A 20318-nucleotide genomic window follows, 5' to 3' on the forward strand; every position below is an offset into this window, starting at 1 on the left:
GTGGGATACCACCATACTCTGGGACCTGTCTGATGAGTGTGCTATATTCAGATTTTCACCGATTGTCGGGGATTGTCTGAATTAAAAGTATCAGGCATAAATAACGTATTTCTGTTATTGTTCGCGCTCCAAGCATTGCAATCGCAGCATCTGCTTTTCATCGGTTCCGGGTAAGCCCAGCAGAAGACAGAGATCCGCCACAGACAGGAGTAAAAAAAGTTTTGACTTGAGTTCAAACCCCCAGATTCATCTGTCAAGTCAATCTCAAATCTCAAATCTCAAATCTCCAATTGTTCGATATGCCAACAGCCAACAATTAGCTCGCAGCAACCAATGACTAAAATTATCCAAATTTTATCCCCTGATGAAGTGAGGCGCACTCTCACCCGCGTCGCTTCCCAGATTGTCGAAAAATCAGGGAACCCCTCGGAGTTAGTGCTGTTGGGCATTCATAGTAGAGGAGTGCCTTTAGCTCAAATTTTGGCAGATCAAATTGAAGTGCTCGAACAAGTTAAAGTATCCGTGGGCGCTTTGGATATTACCTTTTACCGAGATGACTTGGATCGAGTTGCGATGCGGACACCGGCTAAAACAGAAATTCCTTTCGATTTGACGGGCAAAACCGTGGTGTTGGTAGATGACGTTATATATAAAGGCAGAACGATTCGAGCGGCTTTGAATGCGGTGAACGATTACGGGCGGCCGGAGAAAATTTGGTTAGCGGTATTAGTCGATCGCGGCCACCGAGAAGTACCGATTCAGCCGGATTTTACGGGTAAAAAGTTGCCGACTGCAAAGGAAGAACAAGTTAAGGTTTACGTTCAAGAGCTCGACGGGCGCGACGGAGTGGAGTTAATTAAGGGTTGATACGATTTGAGATTTGAGATTTGAGATTGGGCAAAACTGACTGTTAAACAAAGTCCAGCTAAATAAACTAAGTAGGGTGGGCTGTAAGTAGCGCGTCAAACCACTTTTTGCGTCCATCACTGAGCAAAATACTTCGTTTCCGCCCACTGACAACGTAAAAAACCCGGTTTCTACCAGAATAGGGGCTTTTGGGTAAGCAAGCCTCTAGGAAGAAACCGGGTTTTTCGCGCGCGGAGCGTCCTATGTTCTTAAAAATCGGCAGTGCAGGAGTTGAACCTGCCTGGGGCGAATTATGAGTTCGCTGCCTAAACCGCTCGGCCAACTGCCGTTAAATCGATTTCTTCGACCTAACTCAAAATGAATTATAACATAATTTCTCAGTCCGTGCTAGAACTAGAGAACAAAAATCAAAATCTTTAGATCTGCTGAGTCCCCGATCGCCTGTTAGCCAATGTGCTCTCGCCGATCGACCGGACAAAGCAGTTTCTACGACTCGGCATAAACTTATAGGCAATGGCAGTGAATTCGACGGTAGTGCTGACTCTAATTCTGCTGGCTCTGATGTTTGGAGCAGGCGTGACGAGTTCTGTTTGGGGATTTACTATAGGTCGCGAAGCCTTACAAGGAACGACTCAACCCGATGTTCGTCCCAGCAACAATGCTGGCAGTGGCAAGGCTGGAACGACCGCTAGCAAAGACCAAGTGAGCATTTTGAAAGAAAAAGACATTCTCACAACCGTCAAAGCACGGGTAGAAGGTCGCGATCCCGAAAAAACGGCCGGGGCAAATACTAAAACAGAGAAGGCAAGCTCTAAACCAGCCGCGGCCAAAAAACCGGCTGCACAAAATGCCAGCGCCAAGTTTCCCCTGAACAGTCGCGACGGGGGAATAACCCTGGAAGTGAGCGCGGCCAGTCAGCGCAACAATTCCATGCTGCTAGACGTGAGCATGAAAAATGAGGGCTCCCAAGCTGTGAGGTTTCTCTACAGTTTCTTGAACGTCACTGACGATCGTGGCCGGGCCCTAAGCGCGACTGCCGAGGATTTGCCCTCGGAACTCCCCCCCAACGGGCAGGTGTTTTACGGTACGGTGAGTATTCCCACAGCTTTGCTGGAAAATGCTAAGGAAGTTTCACTGACGCTGACAGATTATCCAGGTCAAAAACTTCAGTTGCAAATATCTGGCATTCCAGTGGCGAAGTAAAATAAAAGAAGACCAAACCTGCAGAGGGATTCTCAGGTTCGATCGATAAAGTTTTTTTAGGGAGCATTGTGTCACTTTTAGGGGCGAGAGTGCAGGAGATATCTGATTTACCCGCGATGAGTTTGACAGAGGTGCTGTCGCGGTTGCTGTCAGTGCTGTTGCTGATTGCGATCAATGCTTTTTTTGTGGCGGCTGAGTTTTCGATGGTGACGGTACGCCGATCGCGCATCAATCAGTTAGTGGAAGCTGGCGACGTTGCAGCTTTAACTGTGCAATCTTTGCAGCAAAGTATTGAGCGATTGCTTTCGACAATGCAGTTGGGAATCACTCTTTCTAGTTTAGCTCTCGGCTGGATTGGAGAAAGTACGATCGCCGTGCTAGTGCGAATGTCGATCGGCTATTTGCCACTGCCAATTTACATCAAGTCGGCGATCGCCCATTCTTTTAGCATATCAATAGTAACTTTTTTCCTGCTAGCTTACCTGCAAATCGTACTGGGCGAACTCTTTCCCAAATCTGTAGCCTTACTGTATTCCGAACAGCTAGCCAGAACTTTAGGGCCTCCAAGTTTATTGATTGCCCGTTTGTTCAATCCCTTTGTCTCGTTTCTCAATCAATCTACTCGATCGCTTTTGCGGTTTGCGGGCATCGAATACGATCTAAGGCATCGGCCGGTTACTCCCGAAGAACTGCAATTAATTATAGCTACTTCCAGCGAATCAAGCGGCTTGGAAGCAGAAAAGCGAGAATTGCTCAACAACGTCTTTGAATTTGGCGAAGTTTGGGTACAAGAAGTAATGGTGCCGAGGCCTAGCATTGTCGCACTTCCGAAGACGGCAACCTTTCAAAATTTGCTCGACGAAATGGCGATTTCTAACCATTCCCGCTATCCCGTGACGGGAGATTCTTTAGACGACATTATCGGCATTATTGGCTTCAAACAACTTGCGAAACCCCTAGCTGAAGGTTTGCTCTCTCCCGACACGCCAATTGTACCTTGGATGCGTCCGGTCAGGTTTGTGCCGGAGATGATGCTGCTGGGAGAATTGCTGCCTTTGATGCAGAGTTCGTCGGAAGAAATTGCGATAGTTGTCGATGAATTTGGTGGCATTTCCGGGTTAGTGACGCTGAGGGATTTGATTGCCGAAATTATCGGCCGCAGCTACGAGTCGCCCGACAGCAAAGAAATTGCTTTGCAAGTATTGGACGATCGCACTTTTTTGGTGCAAGCGCAGTTAAATTTAGATGATGTGAATCAAATATTGAATTTGGATTTGCCAGTAACTGACGAATATCAGACAATCGGAGGTTTTCTGAGTTATCAGTTGCAAAGAATGCCGGCTGCTGGGGAAGTTTGGCGGGGCGAAAATGTGGAACTTACGGTTGTTTCTGTGTCCGGGCCGCGCTTGGATCAACTTCAAATTCACTTGTTGGAAGGGGCTGCGGGCGATCGAGCTTTAGATGGAATTGCAGCAGCGGATGGGGAAAATAATGTCGGGAAAGGGCGAAAGAATAGCGGGGTGAGTAGTGTGGCGAAATTTTCTAGTTGAGAATATTTTAGCGAATACCTAGATAATCTACTCGCTCGAAGTCGCTGCGTACTAAATCATCTAACGTCGGGCCTTTGGGGCGTAAATTAATGCGATCGCCAACCTTAACATTTTCGTAATATGCGTAGGGAATATAGATATCTTGCTCCTGCATAAAAGCGAAAGTAAAGTTAAAGGCATCGTCAATGTCCTCAGCTTTAACCTCACGAAAGTCAGAGAGGAATAGGAGATCCATTTCTTCCTCAAAGTACAGCATCTCCGCAAATGCACCTCTGTCGTAGCAGTTATAACCAATATAACCGCAAGTGTCGCTGCATTTGTAGTAGATGGCGCGAGTGGATAGGAACCAGGAAAGGGTGATAGCATCTCCTTCTCCAAATACAAGGGAACCGGGATGATGATTCAGTTGCTCAACGATCGTCCAAGGATGTCCTCGGAACTGAAATACAATATAGCTTTCGGCCGTAATTTCGATTTCGCGATCGTAGATATCCCGTTCCCAAACATCCGCACGTCTCGCCCTACTGAACTTTTCCGCCACTGACTCAATAGGAGCGCGAACGAGAAGTAGATTTTGGTTTCTGTCAATTGTTTCAATACCTCGGCGCTCTTCAATAGACATAATTTTTAGCTTGGAAAAAACAATCAATAATTAGTCTACCTCTTTTTCTGACTGTAGCGAATGCTCAGGAAGAACCAGGGTGCTTTATACTTGATTCATCAGCTCAAGTAAATAGACTCGATCCTTTATGCAAGCGCGATGAACAGCAGAAATTAAGAAATGCTATGAAAGCCCAAGAACTTTATCAACAAGGATTCGACCTCGGTCGCAAAGGACAGTATAAGGAAGCAGTTGAAGCTTTTACTCAAGCAATTAATCTCAATCCTGATTTTGTAGAAGCTTATATTTACCGTGCTTATGCTCGGACTGGAACTGGAGACCAACATGGGGGAGTTAAAGATTTTCAGAAAGCTATGGATATCTACAGGGCTAGAGGACGATCAGACATAGCTGATCAGCTTTTAGTCCCATTGAATACGCTGCAAAATGAAATTAAGGATGAACAGGAAGACCAGGGTCAACCGGAAGTTGAGGATGAGCCGGAAGACAAATAAGCAGCCTACTGATTCAAAATAAATTAAGGAATGCGATGGAAGCTAAAGAACTTTATGAACAAGGATTTGACCTCGGTCGCAAAGGACAGTATAAGGAAGCAGTTGAAGCTTTTACTCAAGCAATTAATCTCAATCCTGATTTTGTAGAAGCTTATATGGTTCGTGCTCGTATGCGAGCTGTAATTGGAGAAAAACAGGGTGGAGTGGAAGATTTTCAGAAAGCTATAGATATCTACAGGGCTAGAGGAAAATCGCAAATGGCTGATCAGCTTTTAGTCCCATTGAATTCGCTGCAAAATGAAATTAGGTTTGAACAGGAAGACCAGGGTCAACCGGAAGTTGAGGATGAGCCGAAAGGTAAATAAGCACTCGGATGATTCCAAACTAACTAAGAATCAATTTTAAAAATTTTAGTCATGCAGGACTTACCCATCAAAACCCAAGAAACCGGGTTTTTGGCAGCTTCTGCCATCTGTAATATATTCTTGCGAAAAAACCCGGTTTCTGACCACCCGCTGCGATGCTTAGAAACCGGGTTTTTTACCGTTTCGGCGGGCGGAAGCAAAGAGACTCGAAAAAACCCGGTTTCTGGGGCGTCGTGCGTAAGTCCTGTTTAAGTATAAGGCACCGGATCTTTCAATCCCAATTCCTCAAAAGCAGCCAGCCGCAACCGACAAGAATCGCAAACGCCGCAGGCATTTTCCCCGCCTGCATAGCAAGACCAAGTTTGCTCCCAAGGTACTCCTAATTTGTTGCCTAATTGAATAATTTCGGTTTTTTTAAGTTCGATCAAAGGTGTTATAATTTTAATAGCTTCTCCTTCTCTTCCCTGCTTTGTTCCTAACCGAAACACTTCCTGCATGGCTTGGATGTAATCGAGGCGACAGTCGGGATAGCCGGAATAATCTAAAGCGTTGACACCGATGTAAATACGATCGGCTTCTAGAGTTTCTGCGTAGGCGAGGGCAAAGCTGAGAAAGATTGTATTTCTAGCTGGAACGTAGGTAATGGGGATGTTTTGAGACATTTCTCCCAGAGTGCGATCGATCGGCAATTCCATCTCATCATCCGTCAAAGCGGAACCGCCCCACAGTGTCAAGTCAAAGTTTACTATCTGATGTGCCTTAACCGCGGCCGAAAGTGCGATCGCCCTTGCTGATTCCAACTCCCGCCGATGTCTTTGCTTATAGTCAAAGGAAATAGCATAACACTCGCAGCCGTCGGCTTTGGCTTGATACAAAACTGTTGAGGAATCTAGCCCTCCCGACAATAAAATAACTGCTTTCACTTAAAACATCCTCACTAAAATTAGCTTTTATATTTATATCAAAATAGTGGCGAATTGACAATATACCAATGCTAAATGCTTTTTGAAACCTACATATTACACCATTGTCAATAACGGGCAAGATGCCCGTTCCACAAAACTCAATTAACTGGTTCCCCGGCTCTGCCTAGTAACGAGTAGAAAGAAAATTCATCTTTTGTGGAACAGGCATCTTGCCTGTTCTTGATATTCGTACAAAATGTCCGATTTAAATTCGTAACAAGTCATCGAGTTCGCGGTAATCGGGCAAAGTTGTATCAATTTTAATGCCCTGCCGCAAAACTGTGCGATCGCCCTGCGCTCTAGATAACAATTCGCTGAAATTACGCGCCTTAAACAAAATCAAATCTGCTGGTAAACCCACTGCAATTCGTCCTAAATTCGGCAATCCCATTAAATCGGCTGGAGTCTTTGTCACTGCACAGGGCCAGTCTCCATAGGGCCTATCTAAATGAGCGATGCGGACTGCCATATTAAAAACTTCCAAAACATCATGATCGCCAAATCCGTAAAACGGATCGCGACAATTGTCGCTAGCAACTGTAACGGGAATTCCTGCTGCTTTGAGTTCGTGCAGCAGTGTCACTCCCCGCCAGCGCGGTGTATGCTGAGATTCTCGGTCTTGCAGGTAAAGGTTGCACATCGGCAAGCTGACAATGCCAATATTTGCTTGCTTGACTAATCCCAGAGTTTCTGTTACTAAATCTGAGGGTTGTCGGGCTAAACTACAGCAGTGTCCGCAGATTATTTGACCCCCAAATTCATGGCGGATGGCGGTTTTTGCGACTTCCCGCAATGTTACTGAATCTGGATCGTCGTTTTCGTCGGTGTGGAAGTCGATGTTTAAATTTCGTTCTTTGGCTAAGGCAAAAACTCGATCGAGTTGTTTGTCTAAGTCGGGATTCATATAGGCGACGCCGCCGAGAATGCCGCCAGTTTGGGCTATGCGATCGGCTAATTTTTCGCCGGCGGGTGTCAGGTAATAGTCGAGGGAAACCAGGGAAACTGCTTGCAAGATCAGCCGATCGCCCCATTCGGCTTGCAGCGCTTCAAATACTCCCAAACTAACGGTTCCCTGTTCGCCCGCGCTGTCAATGTGAGTGCGGATAGCCTTGGTTCCGTGGGCGTAGCTGCACTTTAGTCCGAACTCCATTCGCCGGTAAACATCCTCTGCATTCCAGTTTTTTTGGGCATCAGCGCCTACCGCTTCGATCGCGCTGGCAAAAGTTCCATCGGGATTGGGCGATCGTTCCCAAATGTGGCCTTTGTCTAAATGGGTGTGCATATCCACAAAACAAGGCCAAACTAAGCCGCCCTGCAAATCTATAACTGGGATATCTCCAGAGGAGGATACAGGTTTTGTACCTGCTGGAGTAATTTGGGCGATCGCCCCTGCCGCAATTTCCAAATCCACCAAACAAAAATTGTTCTCACTCCCCGTTGTCGCCACAGTAGAAGCTGACGAGGCGAGCGATTTCATCTCTAGAAGAGACGCGGGTACGCGACTATTTTTGAGCAAATAATTAGATGTACTTGGCAACATTAATTTTGTGAGTTAGTATGTATTTTCTTGATAATTCAGCACTACCAGTTGTAACTATAGCAACCCTTGCAGGAATTGTGAACATCTCTCTTTTCCTCTTTCTATATTTTATAGAGACTCTGCGTCCTCTGCGCCCTCTGTGGTTAGTTCAAAAAAATCTCATGCACAAATGAAATAAAATCGCTAAAGAAACTTGAATTAAATAGGTAGCTTTGTTGTTGGTAGTGCAGCCCCGATCGCTGAAGCAAAAATATAAAAATTTTATATTTTTGAAGAAACCGCGCAAGTCAGCTTCACGAGTTTTGCTATGCCGGATACTTCCCGATCCTGAATCCTGTTGCTATCATAAATCACTGCTTCAGATTGCAATTTCACTTTCAACTAACAGCAGCATCCATAGCAAGAGCCAAAAACAACTGTGTCAAAACCCAAGCATATAGTTTTAACATCCCATCCCGACAGAGCCGGCACAAAACCTCATCCCATTTACTGGGGAGAAATCGATCCGCTGAAACGGGGGCCTGTGATTGGCAGCCTTACCAAATCGTCTCACCGGAATGCGATCGGCACTCATTCGGGTTCCTATTCTGTTTATCGCGCGCTAGCAGTGGCTTCCGGCGCACTCCAAGCAGATCACCGCCCCGATTTTACCAACACCTCTCCGGCCGCACACATCGGGCCGCACCCTAGTTGGGGCGATCGCAATTTGATTGTTTCTCTCGATCCCTTTGGGGGTTTGGTCAGCGAAGTTTATACTTCATTTCTCCAGCAGGGATATGATATTCGACCGACAATTGCTGTCACTAAAGCTCACATTAATATGCCAGAATTGCAAGATGCCATCGCTAAGGGGCGGGTGCAAATTGATGGCAAAATAGTCAAAGCAGGTGGCAATTTAGCAGTAACTAAAATTGCGATCGATCCGGTGTGGTATTTGCCGGGAATTGCTAGGCGAATTGGGGCCCAAGAAAGCGTTCTCCGCCGTGTCCTGTTCGAGCAAACAGGCGGAATGTTCTCGGATTTAGTGACGCGGCCGGACTTACAGGTTTTCTTGCCACCAATTGGCGGAACTACGGTTTATATTATTGGCGATGTCGCGAATATTTCTGACCCGGATAAGCAGTTGGCGGTACGGGTACACGATGAATGCAACGGTTCAGATGTCTTCAGTTCCGATATCTGCACTTGTCGCCCTTATTTGGTACACGGGATTGAAATTTGCATCCAAACGGCCCAATCAGGCGGTTCTGGCGTAATAGTTTACTTCCGCAAGGAAGGGAGAGCTTTGGGGGAAGTGACTAAGTTTTTGGTGTACAATGCCAGAAAACGGCAGGAAGGTGGCGATCGCGCTGATGCCTATTTTACGCGCACTGAATGCGTGGCGGGAGTTCAAGATATGCGGTTTCAAGAACTAATGCCAGACGTGCTGCACTGGTTGGGGATCTCTCGCATTGACAGTTTAGTTTCTATGAGCGATATGAAATACAATGCGATTATCAATTCTGGCATTCAGGTGGTCGATCGCATCCCCATTCCTGAAGATTGGATTCCCGCAGACGCACAAGTCGAAATTATCGCCAAAAAAGCCGCCGGCTACTACACGCCAGACCCTGTGCCAGATGCTACAATTCTTGCAGAAGCGATCGGACGCGATTTAGGAGATTGAGAGGGCAAAGACGCGACCGATGGGACGCGAACAATCGCGTCTTTGCTACATAAAATTTATTGCTGGTTTTTGATCAGTCAGGGTAGGTTATGGCTAATTTGCGTTCTAGTGTGATCGTAAAAACAGATATTTGCGGATATACCGCCAGAGTCAAAAAATTATCTCAGTCGGACTTAAGTAGTTTGTTAAACGAACATAAAACTTTTGTTTCAGATATTAGCGCCAGAAATGAAGGCAGCGTGATTAAAGGGGAAGGTGATTCATTTTGGATAATTTTTCCCAGCGTCACAGCCGCGGCTGTGGCTGCGATAGAAATGCAGCAAGAATTGAGATCGCAACAATCTAGCAAAGCCAACGACGAAAGATTGGCTATTCGCGTGTCGATTACATTAGGAGATGTCTTGCATCAAGATAAAGATATCTTTGGCGATACGGTGAATTTAACAGCGCGCATAGAATCAGTAACTCCGCCGGATGAAATATATTTGTCCCAAGCAGCATGGCTGGCCCTCAACAAAGCAGAAGTGCAAACATCTTTTGTCAACGAGTTTTCTTTGAAAGGGATGAGCGAACCTGAAAAAGTATACAAAGTTGACCAAAGTTACAAAACGCGAATCATCAAAAATCAAGCAATAATTAAAGCAGATTTGAGAGGTTTTATTGCTTATCAAGAATCTAATTCAATCAAAGATGTGGAATATTTGCTCACCAACTTTGATACTTTTGAAAAAACAATTTGCGAAGAATACGGCGGCACAATTCGGAGTATTGTTGGGGATTCGCATTTGTTGACTTTCCCGGAAGCTCACTCAGCCTTAGCGGCAATGGAAAGTCTGTGCGAAAATTGGAAACTTTTTATTAACGCCAATCAAATACCTTGTGGCTTGTCGGTGGGAGTTGCGAAGGGAAATCTATATATATTTAGGTCTTGCACTTACGGAAAAGATATTCACATAGCCGACAGACTGGAAGATTTAAGTAAAATAGTATCTCCGGGAAAAGAAAAAAACTCGGTGATAGTTTCCGATCACATAAAACGCGAAGTCAGCGGGTCGAAGTGGGAATATAAGCTGATCAAAATCGATAAAAATGCGATTTTAGATAATCTTTTAGATTACAGTCAGTTTGACTTTTTTCAAGAAAACGATGTTTACCGATGTTTGGTAGTATGAACTTGGGCAATAGTGAAATTGAGACTGTAGAATATCTGAGAACGCCGGTTGCTATTCGCCAAAAGTGCGATCGGCTTTTTGATTTAGCCCGCCAGGACAAACTTCGCTACTTCCGCGTCGATTTATCCCAACTCGACAAAGCAGCAAATTATGTAATTGACACAACGCGCCAACAATATCCCGATTTTAACATTCCCTTTCACAGTCGCTGGCGACATTTTGAAGCTGGCAACTTGTCGCGACTCGCCGAATTGAATGCAGCTTTAGCAGAATTTGCACTCATAGAGCAAGCTAAGATAAAATTTGATTTAGCAATTATTAGCGTTTTGCTCGATGCCGGTGCTGGTGCAGATTGGCAGTATTGTGAACCAGAAACCGGGCAGGTTTACCGCCGTTCTGAAGGGTTAGCAATAGCCAGCTTGCGGATGTTTTGTCAAGGTGTTTTTTCCAGCAATCCCGATTTTCCTTGGCAAGCTGATTCTCAGGGACTTTCTCAATTAAAACTAGAAACCTTAGCTGCTGGATTTCAGGTAAGTCGAGACAATCCCCTAGTTGGTTTAACAGGCAGATTAGAATTATTGCAGCGTTTGGGAAATGCGATTGGCCAGCATCCATTATTATTTGGCAGCGAAAACCCGCGTCCCGGCAATTTAGCAAAATACTTGCTCGACAGTCGGGTTTCGGGAGGCAAAACTGTGAAGGCTGCGATCGTGTTGAGCGCTGTTTTGACAGGTTTTGGGGAAATTTGGCCGGGAAGATATGCAATTGGTGGAGTTAATTTAGGCGATGTTTGGCGGCATCGGGCATTACAAGGAGAAAATCTGGGAGATGAATTCGTGCCGTTTCACAAACTATCGCAGTGGTTGACTTATTCGCTGTTGGAACCGCTGCAAGAACTTGGTTTAGAAGTCGCCGGATTGGATGAGTTAACGGGATTGCCGGAGTACCGCAACGGCGGTTTTTGTTTGGATATCGGGCTGCTGCAGGCAAAAGATTCGGCTATTTTTGAGCAGAGTTACTTGCCTGGTTCGGAAGTTATAGTAGAATGGCGATCGCTCACTGTGAATCTTTTAGATAAAATTGCCGCAGCTATTCGAGAAAAGCTGCATTTGAGTGCGGAACAATTGCCGCTGGTGAAGATTTTGCAAGGAGGAACTTGGGCGGCGGGGCGGAAGATTGCCGCCGAATTGAGGGCTGGTGGAGTGCCGCCAATTCAGATTGAAAGTGACGGGACTGTGTTTTAGAGGGAAGAAGGAAGAGAGAAGAGGGAAGAAGCAAGAGGGAAGAAGCAAGAAGGAAGAGGGAAAATTATCCCCTCTTCCAACTTAAAATTCCCAATTCAAACCTGAAAACAATACCTCACACTACACTCCTAACAAGCTGCTTAGCGGCAAGTGCGATATTTGACGTGATAAACTAAACCGCGATGAGCCAAATCGAAGGAGTCAACGGTGGCCATGCCGGCACCGCGGGCTGTCATCGCAGCATTTACTCGCATATTTACACTGTCGCCGCAGCGAGACCAAACATTAGCTAAAGTACCTAACTTATCTCGAACATTGTAGTTAGTTTCGCCGCTGAGATTCCGATTAAAAACTGGGCCGCGCGCTCCAGCGAAAAAGTATTCTGCTCGCAGGTTGCCTGTGGTTCTAGGAGCCACGTAGCCGCGATAATCAGCATCGTAGATAGAAATTTGGTAGCCTTGGGGTACTTTGATGGGAATGCTCAGATTGCAGCTTTTCCGGCTTTCTGTTGAGACATTTCCTTGGGCTGCAAATTTATCAAATAGGATGGTGAGTTCTTGACCGTCGGGGCTGACGCTGACGCTGGCGGAGCGATCTGGGCAACCGCTACCGCCGTAGCTTGCACCTAAAATTTTAACGGCAGGATTAGCCAATGCGGGGCTGATAGAAGCTGTCATTAATGCCGTAGCTAGCAATAGTTTTACAAACTTCATGGATGTTCTCCTTAATAAGTTCAGTTGTGTGTTAGGAGCACCCTAAAAAAATGGAACTGAATTTAGGTAATGTGTTTTAAACTTGGATATTGCCGGCTTCATGTTGCAAGATGAAAAGCCAGTCAAGCCAAGCTTATAACCTCATGGGCAGTTCCTATTCAGGTTTTTTCGATTAGTGAATTAATCGAAAAAATAGGTTTTATGTTGATACTTCTTAAGATTCATATCGGTTGGTAAAAGTTCCGGAAGGTTTCGGTGCAAAACTCCGGATCTGTGTTATTGGGCTTGGATGGAGCGCGAGACAGCGAAACCAGTGGGGAGGCTTTTGGGCCCGGATCTGCGTTATTAGGAAGAGTGCGGGAAGAAGAGGAAACGAGAGAATGACATATTTGTGTATTTTCAAACCTCGCATACTTAGTGTCGCGCTGGGCGGATGAAAGGCAATTGTCGGAGGGAATTTTATTCGCGGGATATTGGTGTTTTCAATAGGGGTTTGATATAAGTAGTCCCGGACGCAGGGGCGGCAGAAACCGGTTTTTTTTTGCGTCAAGAATGCCTCGATGGCTGATAAGTTAGAATAAAGCCAATTAATTATTCAAAAAAATGAGTGCTAAAGTTACTGTCATCGACCATCCTTTGATACAGCACAAGTTAACTCTAATGCGGCAAACTCAAACGAGCACGGCGAAATTTCGCCAATTGCTGAAAGAGATTGGAATGCTGCTCGCCTATGAAGTGACGCGAGATTTGCCGCTAAAATACGAACTAATAGAAACGCCGATCGCCAAAATGAATGCACCGGTGCTGGCTGCAGAAAAGAAAATTGTTATTATTTCGATTATGCGCGCGGGTCAGGGACTGTTAGATAGTATTTTAGAGCTGATTCCGTCTGCGAGGGTAGGACATATTGGTTTGTACCGCGATCCGACAACTCGCATGGCGATCGAATATTATTTCAAAGTTCCCCAGGATATTGAACAGCGAGATGTTTTAATTGTTGATCCGATGCTGGCTACTGGTAATTCAGCAGTGGCGGCAGTGGATAGGCTGAAAGAAGTTAATCCGAAGTCTATTAAATTTTTGTGTTTGCTGGCGGCACCGGAGGGAGTGGGGCACTTTCACGAACAACATCCTGACGTGCAGATTTATACGGCGGCAGTTGACGAGTGTTTGGACGAGCATGGCTATATTGTACCCGGACTGGGAGATGCGGGCGATCGACTTTACGGCACTATGTGAATTCAATAAAATTGTTTTCTGCTGTATATGTCAATACATTCATTTAAAAAAAAGTTTACTAACATAACTATTGGTTTGATAGTGCCATACAATGTAAATTGTAAGATTTTAATGTCAGGAAAAGCCTATATATAGCAAGGGTTGTAGGATTTTTTTTACATTAAATTCCTAAATCGCATTATCTCAATGTATTTACTGCATCTTATGGGGAAAATCTCTGCCTTTAGTGTAATTAATCGCAAACGGTTAGTTCATAAAATAGATGTATGATCCTAACCGTTTGCGATCGACTACTAACAATTCTTGGACGAGGAAAAAAGAATGGAGACTACAGCACAGAAAGAAGCCCCAACTCACTCTGTTGAGGAAGTGAAAATTCAGAATATCAACAGTTTGGAGTTTGAGCTTTGGGCTAAGGCCGTGAAACGGCAGATGATTGCAGCACTCTCTAAAAAGGGCGCGATTTGACATCTCTGGGTTTTTTGTGCGCCAGTGGTGTTAATTAGATTAACAAAATTTTTGTGTGCATTCTTGTCCGAGAGCGATAAGTGGGGAGGGGAAGAGTTTTGAGATTGCGCTGCTTTCGGAGTTACCGGAGGCGCAAAAGAAAGAATTTTCCTTTTTCCTAGTTTTGGACGTACAGATGGAAGGAAGCCGGGTTTTTTTACGAAAATACTTCTGTTGCAATCGGCAGAAATGGTAAAAAAACCCGGTTTCTTTGTGTCATATCGATTCCGGTTGCACTCCTCATGATGGTTGACTGTTGACTGTTAACTGTTGACTGTGAGTCAAAAAACTGAAAATTGCGTTGATATTTGTTGGCAGCTTCATTCGACTTTACGCCCGACGATGAAGCGCGGATTTGATCTCATTCCGGCGCAGCCGGATTTGATATCAAGAGTGCCTCCGGGACTGTTCTATATGCCGAAGGCTTTCTGCCAGATTACGATCGCTTGTCAACCGCCGCCAGCAAGCGCAGACTTCCATCTTGAACCTGCACTGCTTTCACCGTTCCCACAGCAACTCTTTGTTGACCGTTAGCCATCGCTACCTCAATCTTAATCTTGGGGTCAGCCTGCAATCCCAGCCGCCCCCACAGCCACTTGACTTGAGTAGCAGGAAAAGAGCGCACTTCTACATCTGAAAAAGGCGAATTAACCCAGCGGCTACCGTCGTAAAAACTCGCTACCTGCACCTGATACCAAACTTGTTCTCCCGCCAATTTTAACTCATTGTTCGGTTCTGGTTCCAGCCACTCAGCGGGATTGACACTGTTAATTAAAGTAGCAGAACCCATAATTTGACTTTTGTGGTCTTCTAGATTTTCAGCCTGAGAAACTGCTTCCTCAAGTTTGTTGACCAAATTCCGAATTCGACTTCTGGTTTCGCTGTCAGTATCTGATTGCTGGTCGAGCCAATTCATCGCCTCGCGAGTTCCGTCTTGAGAAGCTACAATCAGGGCGCCCCAAGCCTTGACATCGGCGTCAGCGGCATTCACTCTCAAGGCGGCGTCGATGCGGTTCCAGATCCGCCCGCCGTCATTTTTGAGGGTTGTGGCTATTTCGTGACTGTTACTCGGATCGGCTTCAAATACTTGCAAAGCTTCAGTCCAGCGGCCGTCGATCAATTCTGCGAGAACTTGTTGACCGGGACTGGCCCAAGATGCGATCGCCTGAGCCCGAGTAATTTTAGCGTGAAATTCGATCGTTTCTAGCTGAGCTTGCGCGACTGCTGGCCAATTTTTGCCAGCTTTCCCCTTCGCCACACGCATAACATTTAATGCTGGAGACCACAGCCCGCTTTTCGCGAGTCGCAGCCCATTTTTGTAAGTCTCGTCATTGAAAGCAATTTCTTCTAAAGAAATCGCCGTTAACTGAACGGGGTTCGGCAAAAATTTGCGCGGGCCAATTTGATAAAGGGTAAATTGTGGCTCTAAACCAACTGTTTGGTCGATCGCCAACTGGGGGTTTTCGCCCTTAACAATTTGCTGCCAATTCGGCGGTTGTCCGGCCGCACTCGCCCACTCCAACAGCGGCATTAAATGATTTTGGCTGGGGTTGTAGCGAACGACTTGTCCGTAGGGAATTTTCCTGTCGCCCCGCATTAGTTTACCGCTAACATTAAACCAAATGCCTGATGCGGGGGGCTTTCCGTCAAAGCGGCGCAGTTCTGTTAGGGGTAACGACTGATTCGAGGCTTGATTGTCAGATGTAGAGTCAGCTAAAGAAGCAATGACAAAAGATTCCGCAGGGCCTTCTACATTCACAGAACTTGCTAACTGAAAATACTGCTCTTTATCGGAACTGCGATCGGGAAGTTGCACTCGCTTGTACACCCGAAGTTCGACAATTTGACGGCAAGGATTTTTGCAAACAGTAGAAGCCTTAACAGTTCTTTCTACCATCACCGGCAATAGCAAATCGGAAATAGAATTATCGCGGGATTGATCGACGGGAAGCGGCAGGGGTTCTCCGGTTACGAATCCCAATTTGCGGACGCTGGCTTTGATTTGATCGAGAGTTTGGATCGAATCTCTGCTACCTGTAGGCAGGCGCGACCATTCCGGCACAAACTGAGAGATCAACCTGTTGCCATTGGGATCGACAATTAGCTGATAACTCAGCCAAGCGCCGCCTCCCATCAAAGCTGTACAGCCACCCAAGATGCTGAGGGCTGTCAAATTAGCTATCAGTCTTTTCCAGGGATATCTGGCGCGAGTTCGGGGAGTAGGTATTGGAAGCTGGGACTCTTGAAGATTTTTGGGGCGTCGGGTTTGGCGCCGCCGTCTTGTCGGAGGAGGAGCAACTTGGCGAGTTTCTGGGGGTTTGGCTCGATTTTTTGAGGGGTTAATTTTGTGTTCCATCATGCCATTTTAGAATTTAGATTTTAGAATTTAGAGTTTAAAATTGCAATAGCCGATCGTACTGCCGACCTATGATATCCCAAGTGTATTGGCTTTCCACGAGCGATCGAGCCCTGACAGAGAGCTCCTGTCTTAGCTGCTGATTTTCAAACAAACTGGCGATCGCCTCAACATACTCCTGAACTTTGTTCGCCCGCAAGGCCCTTATCAGTTGTGGGCCGCCATCGACGGCTAAACCCTCCAAACCTCGATCGCTAGCAACCACGGGAGTTCCCGCAGCCATCGCCTCCAAAGTTTTATTTTTAATCCCAAAACCAATCCGCATCGGCACCACACAAACAGCAGCTTGATGCAAATATTCTGCCACCCTTTGCACCCGGCCTACTACTTGAATTCCGGGAAGTTTCCCCAATGCGAGCACTTCCGGGACTGGCGAAGCCCCTACTAAGGTGAGGGTAGCATCGGGATAGCGCTGCTGCAAAGGCGGCAGTATTTGCAAACTCAGAAACCGCGCCGCGTCAATATTGGGCAAATTATTCATTGCGCCTGCAAAAATTAAGGTGTGTCCTCCCGGATCGATCGATCGGTAGGGAAATTCGGTCAAATCCACGCCGTTAGGAATTACATCAATGGGAGGTACAAAAAAATCTTGTTTTCCTCGCACTTGTACCCGAGGCGACAGCAATTCTAGGAGTTGCTCTCTGTCTGTGGATGTTGTCGCAACAATGCGGGAGAATTTGGAACAATAGCGTTTTTCGTAGCGGGCGAGTAGCGGTAAATTTAGTCGATCGCGCAGGGGTTTTTCCGAGGTGCCGGTTGCTAACATTTCCCTGCAAGTTCCCCAAACGGAACTGTGAATGTTTGCCACTGTCAGCAGTTTTTGCCGCCATTCTGGACGCACGTAAATCTCGTTAACGCTGTGCTCGCAGGTGACAGCATCGCATTTGCCTGCTGTTACCAATTCGTCTGCCCAATTCTGCATTGCTTGGGAGTAGCTTGAGAGTACGTTCGGAGGCGTCCCGGACAACAAAAATCGACCGAATCTGTGGAATTTTCCTATTATTTCAGAGAACCCCCCCTCAGTCCCCCCCTTGTTAAGGGGGGCTGTTTCATTATCCGTAGGGGCCGTGCCCCCGTGCCGGCCCTCTTGGTCGGATCTGCCGATCGAATCGTCTAGGTCGGGGGTAGGCACGGGGGCACTACCCCTACAAAATTCATGTTTTTGGTGAGAATGAAACAGCCATGCCTGGTTAAGGGGGGGAGGCAAAAAATCCCCATCGGGTTCTGGATCGAGTCTTAGCCCCCCCTTAATAAGGGGGGGTTGGGGGGGTAATCGCGGGTTGGGAAAAACTGCTAATTCTGTGACTTGCTGGCGCAATGTGTCGATTTGTGCATCGGTGACATCGGGCGATCGTACAGTGCCGAGAATTACATGATGTCGCCGGCTCAAGTATTGTAATAAATTAAACGTCCTTACCTGAGTTCCTCCGCGGCTTGGCGGATAGGGAAAAGTCGAGGAAAGCATCAAAATCTTCATGGGATGTGGAATAAATAAAGTTGCCGCTTGCGCGATAAAATTGATTGATTAAATCTTTTTAACAATCTTCGCATTTATGGACGAATTATCTCTTAAGGCGCTGCTCGAAGACTTGAAAAAGCCCGACCAAAGCGTGCGCGATCGGGCAACTACAGAACTCTGGCACACTTGGTTTAACCAGAAAGGTGACTATGGGATGCAAATTCTCAGGCGATCGCAAGTTTCGTTAGATGCAGGCGATGTTCACCACGCTTTGGATTTGCTGACGAATCTGATTGCGGAAGCGCCGGATTTTGCTGAAGCTTGGAACCGACGCGCCGTACTTCACTATACCCAAGGAAATTATAAAAAGTCGATCCACGACTGCGAAATCGTCCTCAAACTGAACCCGGTGCATTTTGGGGCGTTGCACGGTCTGGGTTTGTGCTACGCTGCCTTGGGAGAATACCTAAATGCTATTCAAGCTTTTCGCCGCGCTTTGGAAATTCAACCGTTTGCTTTGGTGAATCAAAAGTTAATTCTCGAATGTACGGCTCGTTTGAGTTAAAATACATAGGGCATTGGGCATTGGGCATTGGGCATTGGTGGTTCTTTTCTCTGGACTGAATTGCAAAATTCTTCGACGATTTCTAATCTAAAATAGTATAAATTTGTGCCGAAAATTAGCGTTTGCATTCCTACTTGCAATCGAGTGCATCTACTGGCTTGTGCGATCGCCAGCGTCTTAGCTCAAACTTATACAGATTTTGAATTAATTATCTGTGATGACGGTTCTACTGACAGCACTCCACTATTGATGTCGGAATTTGTCGATCGCGGGATTCGCTACATTCGCCACCCACAGAATATCGGCAAGAGTAATAATATGCGATCGGGCTTTGCGGCGGCAAGGGGCGAATATTTTATCAAGTTTGACGATGACGATCGCCTGAGCGCGCAATTTTTAGAGCGGACATCTGCTATTTTAGATAAAGACTCCAGCATTGATTTTGTCAGTACCGATCACTGGGTGATCGACATGAACAATTATATTGATGAAAACCAGACGAAACTGAATTCGCAGCGGTGGGGCCGCACCGAGTTATCGGCTGGAATTATTGAAGATTTGCTATCTGCTGTTTTTCTCAGACAAAGTTTGCAAATAGGGGCGACTCTGTTTCGGCGCCGCGCCCTGGAAGAAGTTGGATTTCTGCGGCCGAATTTGCAAAATTGCGAAGATAACGATTTGTTTGTGAGACTTGCGATTGCTGGCAAAAAGTGCTATTACTTGCCGGAGCTGTTGATGGAGTATCGAGTTCATGCAGGACAGCAAGGAGTCGATCGGGCAATTCCGTATTTAAGCGATAAATTGCGCTATTTGACGGGCTACGAGTTTGAGTCGGAGAAGTTGGAAACAGTCAGGCTCAAAAGGATTGCAGAAACTCAATTAGCGCTAGGTTTGCGACTGATTGAAGTGGGTGAAACTCAAAAAGGGCGCCTGATGGTGCGAGCTGGAAAGTCTGTTTCTGAGGCGAAAATGTGGGCGGGTTTGGGATTGTCGCTGCTGCCCGTCGAGTTGCGTCCAAGGGCGTTTGAGTTCGTGCGGGAGTTGTTGAAACGGGAGTTGTAAAGGCGTAGGATTTCCACAGAATAACCGGCCGTTTCAACCGCCAAGTCTGATTACTTTCACAATACTCCTGACTCTAATTGGTCTAGATAGATAAACTCAGGAGCTTTAACTCCCGCTTCTTCTCTAATTTTAACCAGTCTAGGCGAGTCAAAAAACGCCCTAGCATCTGCGATTGATGTCCACGCGGAGAAATGAACAATTTTGTTGGGTTCATTTTCATACTTCAAGACTTGATACGAACGCTCGCCCGCTTCTTTTCGGATGCTTTCAGCACGATCAAATACCTTTTTCCAAGCTTCATATTTTTCTACTTCATGAATAATTAAGACATACTGCATAGTAATCAGCTTCTCTGATAATTTCAAAACTTCAATGGTTCGGTTTACTCCTCCTCTCCCTCAGCATTTTCCTCTTTAAATCCCAACCACAAAAGTATTACCTGTTCTACTTCGAGCATTTTCTCGGATGTCAGACTTCCCAATTTGCGTAGAAGCTTTGCATGAGGAATTGTAATCATATTTTGTACGTCAAATACTCCTTCTCGGAGGAACTTATTTTTGACTTTCGCCTCAAATCTTGAACCGCTTAGACTTGTTGTATGTGGCACTAGGGATCGCGAATTAAATAACTTACAATTTTAATTGTTATTGTGGGATGGGCGTCCCGCCC

At 46.1% G+C, this 20318-nt stretch carries 21 protein-coding genes and 1 tRNA gene; 13 read left to right on the forward strand and 9 right to left on the reverse strand.

Annotated features, from left to right (window positions below):
* Positions 1–333: 333 nt before the first annotated feature.
* Positions 334–867, forward strand: a complete 534-nt coding sequence (gene pyrR / locus QUB35_RS35040; RefSeq protein ID WP_333147047.1) for a bifunctional pyr operon transcriptional regulator/uracil phosphoribosyltransferase PyrR — start codon at positions 334–336, stop codon at positions 865–867.
* 255 nt (positions 868–1122) lie between these two features.
* Here the strand turns inward: pyrR and QUB35_RS35045 are convergent.
* Positions 1123–1195, reverse strand: a tRNA-Ile gene (locus QUB35_RS35045).
* 185 nt (positions 1196–1380) lie between these two features.
* Here QUB35_RS35045 and QUB35_RS35050 point away from each other — a divergent pair.
* Together QUB35_RS35050 and QUB35_RS35055 are read left to right on the forward strand one after the other, a co-directional pair.
* Complete coding sequence (locus tag QUB35_RS35050) at positions 1381–2070, forward strand: hypothetical protein (protein WP_333147048.1); 690 nt, start codon at positions 1381–1383, stop codon at positions 2068–2070.
* Between the two features lie 68 nt (positions 2071–2138).
* Positions 2139–3620, forward strand: a complete 1482-nt coding sequence (locus QUB35_RS35055) for a hemolysin family protein (protein ID WP_333147050.1) — start codon at positions 2139–2141, stop codon at positions 3618–3620.
* A gap of 7 nt (positions 3621–3627) precedes the next feature.
* On the opposite strand, the gene QUB35_RS35060 is transcribed toward QUB35_RS35055, so the two are convergent.
* Positions 3628–4242 (reverse strand): hypothetical protein, encoded by a 615-nt coding sequence (locus tag QUB35_RS35060; protein WP_333147052.1) that lies wholly within the window; start codon positions 4240–4242, stop codon positions 3628–3630.
* Between the two features lie 164 nt (positions 4243–4406).
* Here QUB35_RS35060 and QUB35_RS35065 point away from each other — a divergent pair, with 164 nt between their 5' ends.
* Both QUB35_RS35065 and QUB35_RS35070 read left to right on the forward strand, forming a co-directional pair.
* Positions 4407–4736 carry a tetratricopeptide repeat protein gene (locus QUB35_RS35065; RefSeq protein WP_333147054.1) on the forward strand — a complete coding sequence of 110 codons (330 nt, stop codon included), beginning with the start codon at positions 4407–4409 and terminating at the stop codon, positions 4734–4736.
* A gap of 35 nt (positions 4737–4771) precedes the next feature.
* Positions 4772–5101: a tetratricopeptide repeat protein gene (locus QUB35_RS35070; RefSeq protein WP_333147056.1), complete on the forward strand. Its 330-nt coding sequence runs from the start codon at positions 4772–4774 to the stop codon at positions 5099–5101.
* 248 nt (positions 5102–5349) lie between these two features.
* Here the strand turns inward: QUB35_RS35070 and queC are convergent, their stop codons facing one another.
* The gene (gene queC / locus QUB35_RS35075) at positions 5350–6024 is read right to left on the reverse strand and encodes a 7-cyano-7-deazaguanine synthase QueC (RefSeq protein ID WP_333147058.1); all 675 of its coding nucleotides are present in this window, start codon (positions 6022–6024) and stop codon (positions 5350–5352) included.
* A gap of 247 nt (positions 6025–6271) precedes the next feature.
* Complete coding sequence (locus QUB35_RS35080) at positions 6272–7606, reverse strand: cytosine deaminase (protein ID WP_333147061.1); 1335 nt, start codon at positions 7604–7606, stop codon at positions 6272–6274.
* 418 nt (positions 7607–8024) lie between these two features.
* Between QUB35_RS35080 and QUB35_RS35085 the strand changes: the two genes are divergently transcribed.
* The 3 genes from QUB35_RS35085 to QUB35_RS35095 all read left to right on the forward strand — a co-directional run bounded on the left by QUB35_RS35085 (position 8025) and on the right by QUB35_RS35095 (position 11688).
* Complete coding sequence (locus QUB35_RS35085) at positions 8025–9272, forward strand: GTP cyclohydrolase II (protein ID WP_333147063.1); 1248 nt, start codon at positions 8025–8027, stop codon at positions 9270–9272.
* An 89-nt stretch (positions 9273–9361) separates the two neighbouring features.
* Entirely contained in the window at positions 9362–10444 is a 1083-nt protein-coding gene (locus tag QUB35_RS35090) for an adenylate/guanylate cyclase domain-containing protein (protein ID WP_333105679.1), read from the forward strand.
* A complete protein-coding gene (locus QUB35_RS35095) occupies positions 10441–11688 on the forward strand; it encodes a URC4/urg3 family protein (protein ID WP_333147065.1) in 1248 nt (415 codons plus the stop codon). The genes QUB35_RS35090 and QUB35_RS35095 overlap by 4 nt, the downstream gene beginning before the upstream one ends.
* A gap of 140 nt (positions 11689–11828) precedes the next feature.
* On the opposite strand, the gene QUB35_RS35100 is transcribed toward QUB35_RS35095, so the two are convergent.
* A complete protein-coding gene (locus QUB35_RS35100; protein WP_333147067.1) occupies positions 11829–12401 on the reverse strand; it encodes a DUF4360 domain-containing protein in 573 nt (190 codons plus the stop codon).
* 255 nt (positions 12402–12656) lie between these two features.
* On the opposite strand from QUB35_RS35100, the gene QUB35_RS35105 reads away from it, so the two are divergent.
* The 3 genes from QUB35_RS35105 to QUB35_RS35115 all read left to right on the forward strand — a co-directional run bounded on the left by QUB35_RS35105 (position 12657) and on the right by QUB35_RS35115 (position 14108).
* Positions 12657–12785 carry a hypothetical protein gene (locus QUB35_RS35105; protein ID WP_333147069.1) on the forward strand — a complete coding sequence of 43 codons (129 nt, stop codon included), beginning with the start codon at positions 12657–12659 and terminating at the stop codon, positions 12783–12785.
* A gap of 219 nt (positions 12786–13004) precedes the next feature.
* The gene (gene upp / locus QUB35_RS35110) at positions 13005–13640 is read left to right on the forward strand and encodes a uracil phosphoribosyltransferase (protein WP_333147071.1); all 636 of its coding nucleotides are present in this window, start codon (positions 13005–13007) and stop codon (positions 13638–13640) included.
* Positions 13641–13961: 321 nt separating this feature from the next.
* The gene (locus tag QUB35_RS35115; protein ID WP_333147073.1) at positions 13962–14108 is read left to right on the forward strand and encodes a hypothetical protein; all 147 of its coding nucleotides are present in this window, start codon (positions 13962–13964) and stop codon (positions 14106–14108) included.
* A gap of 475 nt (positions 14109–14583) precedes the next feature.
* On the opposite strand, the gene QUB35_RS35120 is transcribed toward QUB35_RS35115, so the two are convergent.
* Positions 14584–16506: a hypothetical protein gene (locus QUB35_RS35120; RefSeq protein ID WP_333147075.1), complete on the reverse strand. Its 1923-nt coding sequence runs from the start codon at positions 16504–16506 to the stop codon at positions 14584–14586.
* Positions 16507–16540: 34 nt separating this feature from the next.
* Positions 16541–18040, reverse strand: coding sequence for a glycosyltransferase family 4 protein (locus tag QUB35_RS35125; RefSeq protein WP_333147077.1), 1500 nt, complete (start codon positions 18038–18040; stop codon positions 16541–16543).
* Positions 18041–18116: 76 nt separating this feature from the next.
* Here QUB35_RS35125 and QUB35_RS35130 point away from each other — a divergent pair, with 76 nt between their 5' ends.
* Positions 18117–18587 (forward strand): tetratricopeptide repeat protein, encoded by a 471-nt coding sequence (locus tag QUB35_RS35130; RefSeq protein WP_333147079.1) that lies wholly within the window; start codon positions 18117–18119, stop codon positions 18585–18587.
* A gap of 105 nt (positions 18588–18692) precedes the next feature.
* Entirely contained in the window at positions 18693–19649 is a 957-nt protein-coding gene (locus QUB35_RS35135; RefSeq protein ID WP_333147081.1) for a glycosyltransferase, read from the forward strand.
* Positions 19650–19705: 56 nt separating this feature from the next.
* On the opposite strand, the gene QUB35_RS35140 is transcribed toward QUB35_RS35135, so the two are convergent.
* Positions 19706–20014: an antibiotic biosynthesis monooxygenase gene (locus tag QUB35_RS35140; RefSeq protein ID WP_333147083.1), complete on the reverse strand. Its 309-nt coding sequence runs from the start codon at positions 20012–20014 to the stop codon at positions 19706–19708.
* A 17-nt stretch (positions 20015–20031) separates the two neighbouring features.
* The gene (locus tag QUB35_RS35145) at positions 20032–20256 is read right to left on the reverse strand and encodes a hypothetical protein (protein WP_333147085.1); all 225 of its coding nucleotides are present in this window, start codon (positions 20254–20256) and stop codon (positions 20032–20034) included.
* Positions 20257–20318: the final 62 nt, after the last annotated feature.

Origin of the sequence: Microcoleus sp. B13-B6, assembly GCF_036705405.1 — a bacterium.
In the GTDB taxonomy this organism is placed as follows: domain Bacteria; phylum Cyanobacteriota; class Cyanobacteriia; order Cyanobacteriales; family Microcoleaceae; genus Microcoleus.

Bases quoted from the DNA above. Each gene is read 5' to 3' on its own strand.
- QUB35_RS35095 (WP_333147065.1), top strand. From the start codon at position 10,441: ATGAACTTGGGCAATAGTGAAATTGAGACTGTAGAATATCTGAGAACG.
- upp (WP_333147071.1), top strand. From the start codon at position 13,005: ATGAGTGCTAAAGTTACTGTCATCGACCATCCTTTGATACAGCACAAG.
- pyrR (WP_333147047.1), top strand. From the start codon at position 334: ATGACTAAAATTATCCAAATTTTATCCCCTGATGAAGTGAGGCGCACT.
- QUB35_RS35130 (WP_333147079.1), top strand. From the start codon at position 18,117: ATGGACGAATTATCTCTTAAGGCGCTGCTCGAAGACTTGAAAAAGCCC.
- QUB35_RS35090 (WP_333105679.1), top strand. From the start codon at position 9,362: ATGGCTAATTTGCGTTCTAGTGTGATCGTAAAAACAGATATTTGCGGA.
- QUB35_RS35065 (WP_333147054.1), top strand. From the start codon at position 4,407: ATGAAAGCCCAAGAACTTTATCAACAAGGATTCGACCTCGGTCGCAAA.
- QUB35_RS35120 (WP_333147075.1), bottom strand. From the start codon at position 16,506: ATGATGGAACACAAAATTAACCCCTCAAAAAATCGAGCCAAACCCCCA.
- QUB35_RS35050 (WP_333147048.1), top strand. From the start codon at position 1,381: ATGGCAGTGAATTCGACGGTAGTGCTGACTCTAATTCTGCTGGCTCTG.
- QUB35_RS35070 (WP_333147056.1), top strand. From the start codon at position 4,772: ATGGAAGCTAAAGAACTTTATGAACAAGGATTTGACCTCGGTCGCAAA.
- QUB35_RS35060 (WP_333147052.1), bottom strand. From the start codon at position 4,242: ATGTCTATTGAAGAGCGCCGAGGTATTGAAACAATTGACAGAAACCAA.
- QUB35_RS35125 (WP_333147077.1), bottom strand. From the start codon at position 18,040: ATGAAGATTTTGATGCTTTCCTCGACTTTTCCCTATCCGCCAAGCCGC.
- QUB35_RS35115 (WP_333147073.1), top strand. From the start codon at position 13,962: ATGGAGACTACAGCACAGAAAGAAGCCCCAACTCACTCTGTTGAGGAA.
- QUB35_RS35080 (WP_333147061.1), bottom strand. From the start codon at position 7,606: ATGTTGCCAAGTACATCTAATTATTTGCTCAAAAATAGTCGCGTACCC.
- QUB35_RS35100 (WP_333147067.1), bottom strand. From the start codon at position 12,401: ATGAAGTTTGTAAAACTATTGCTAGCTACGGCATTAATGACAGCTTCT.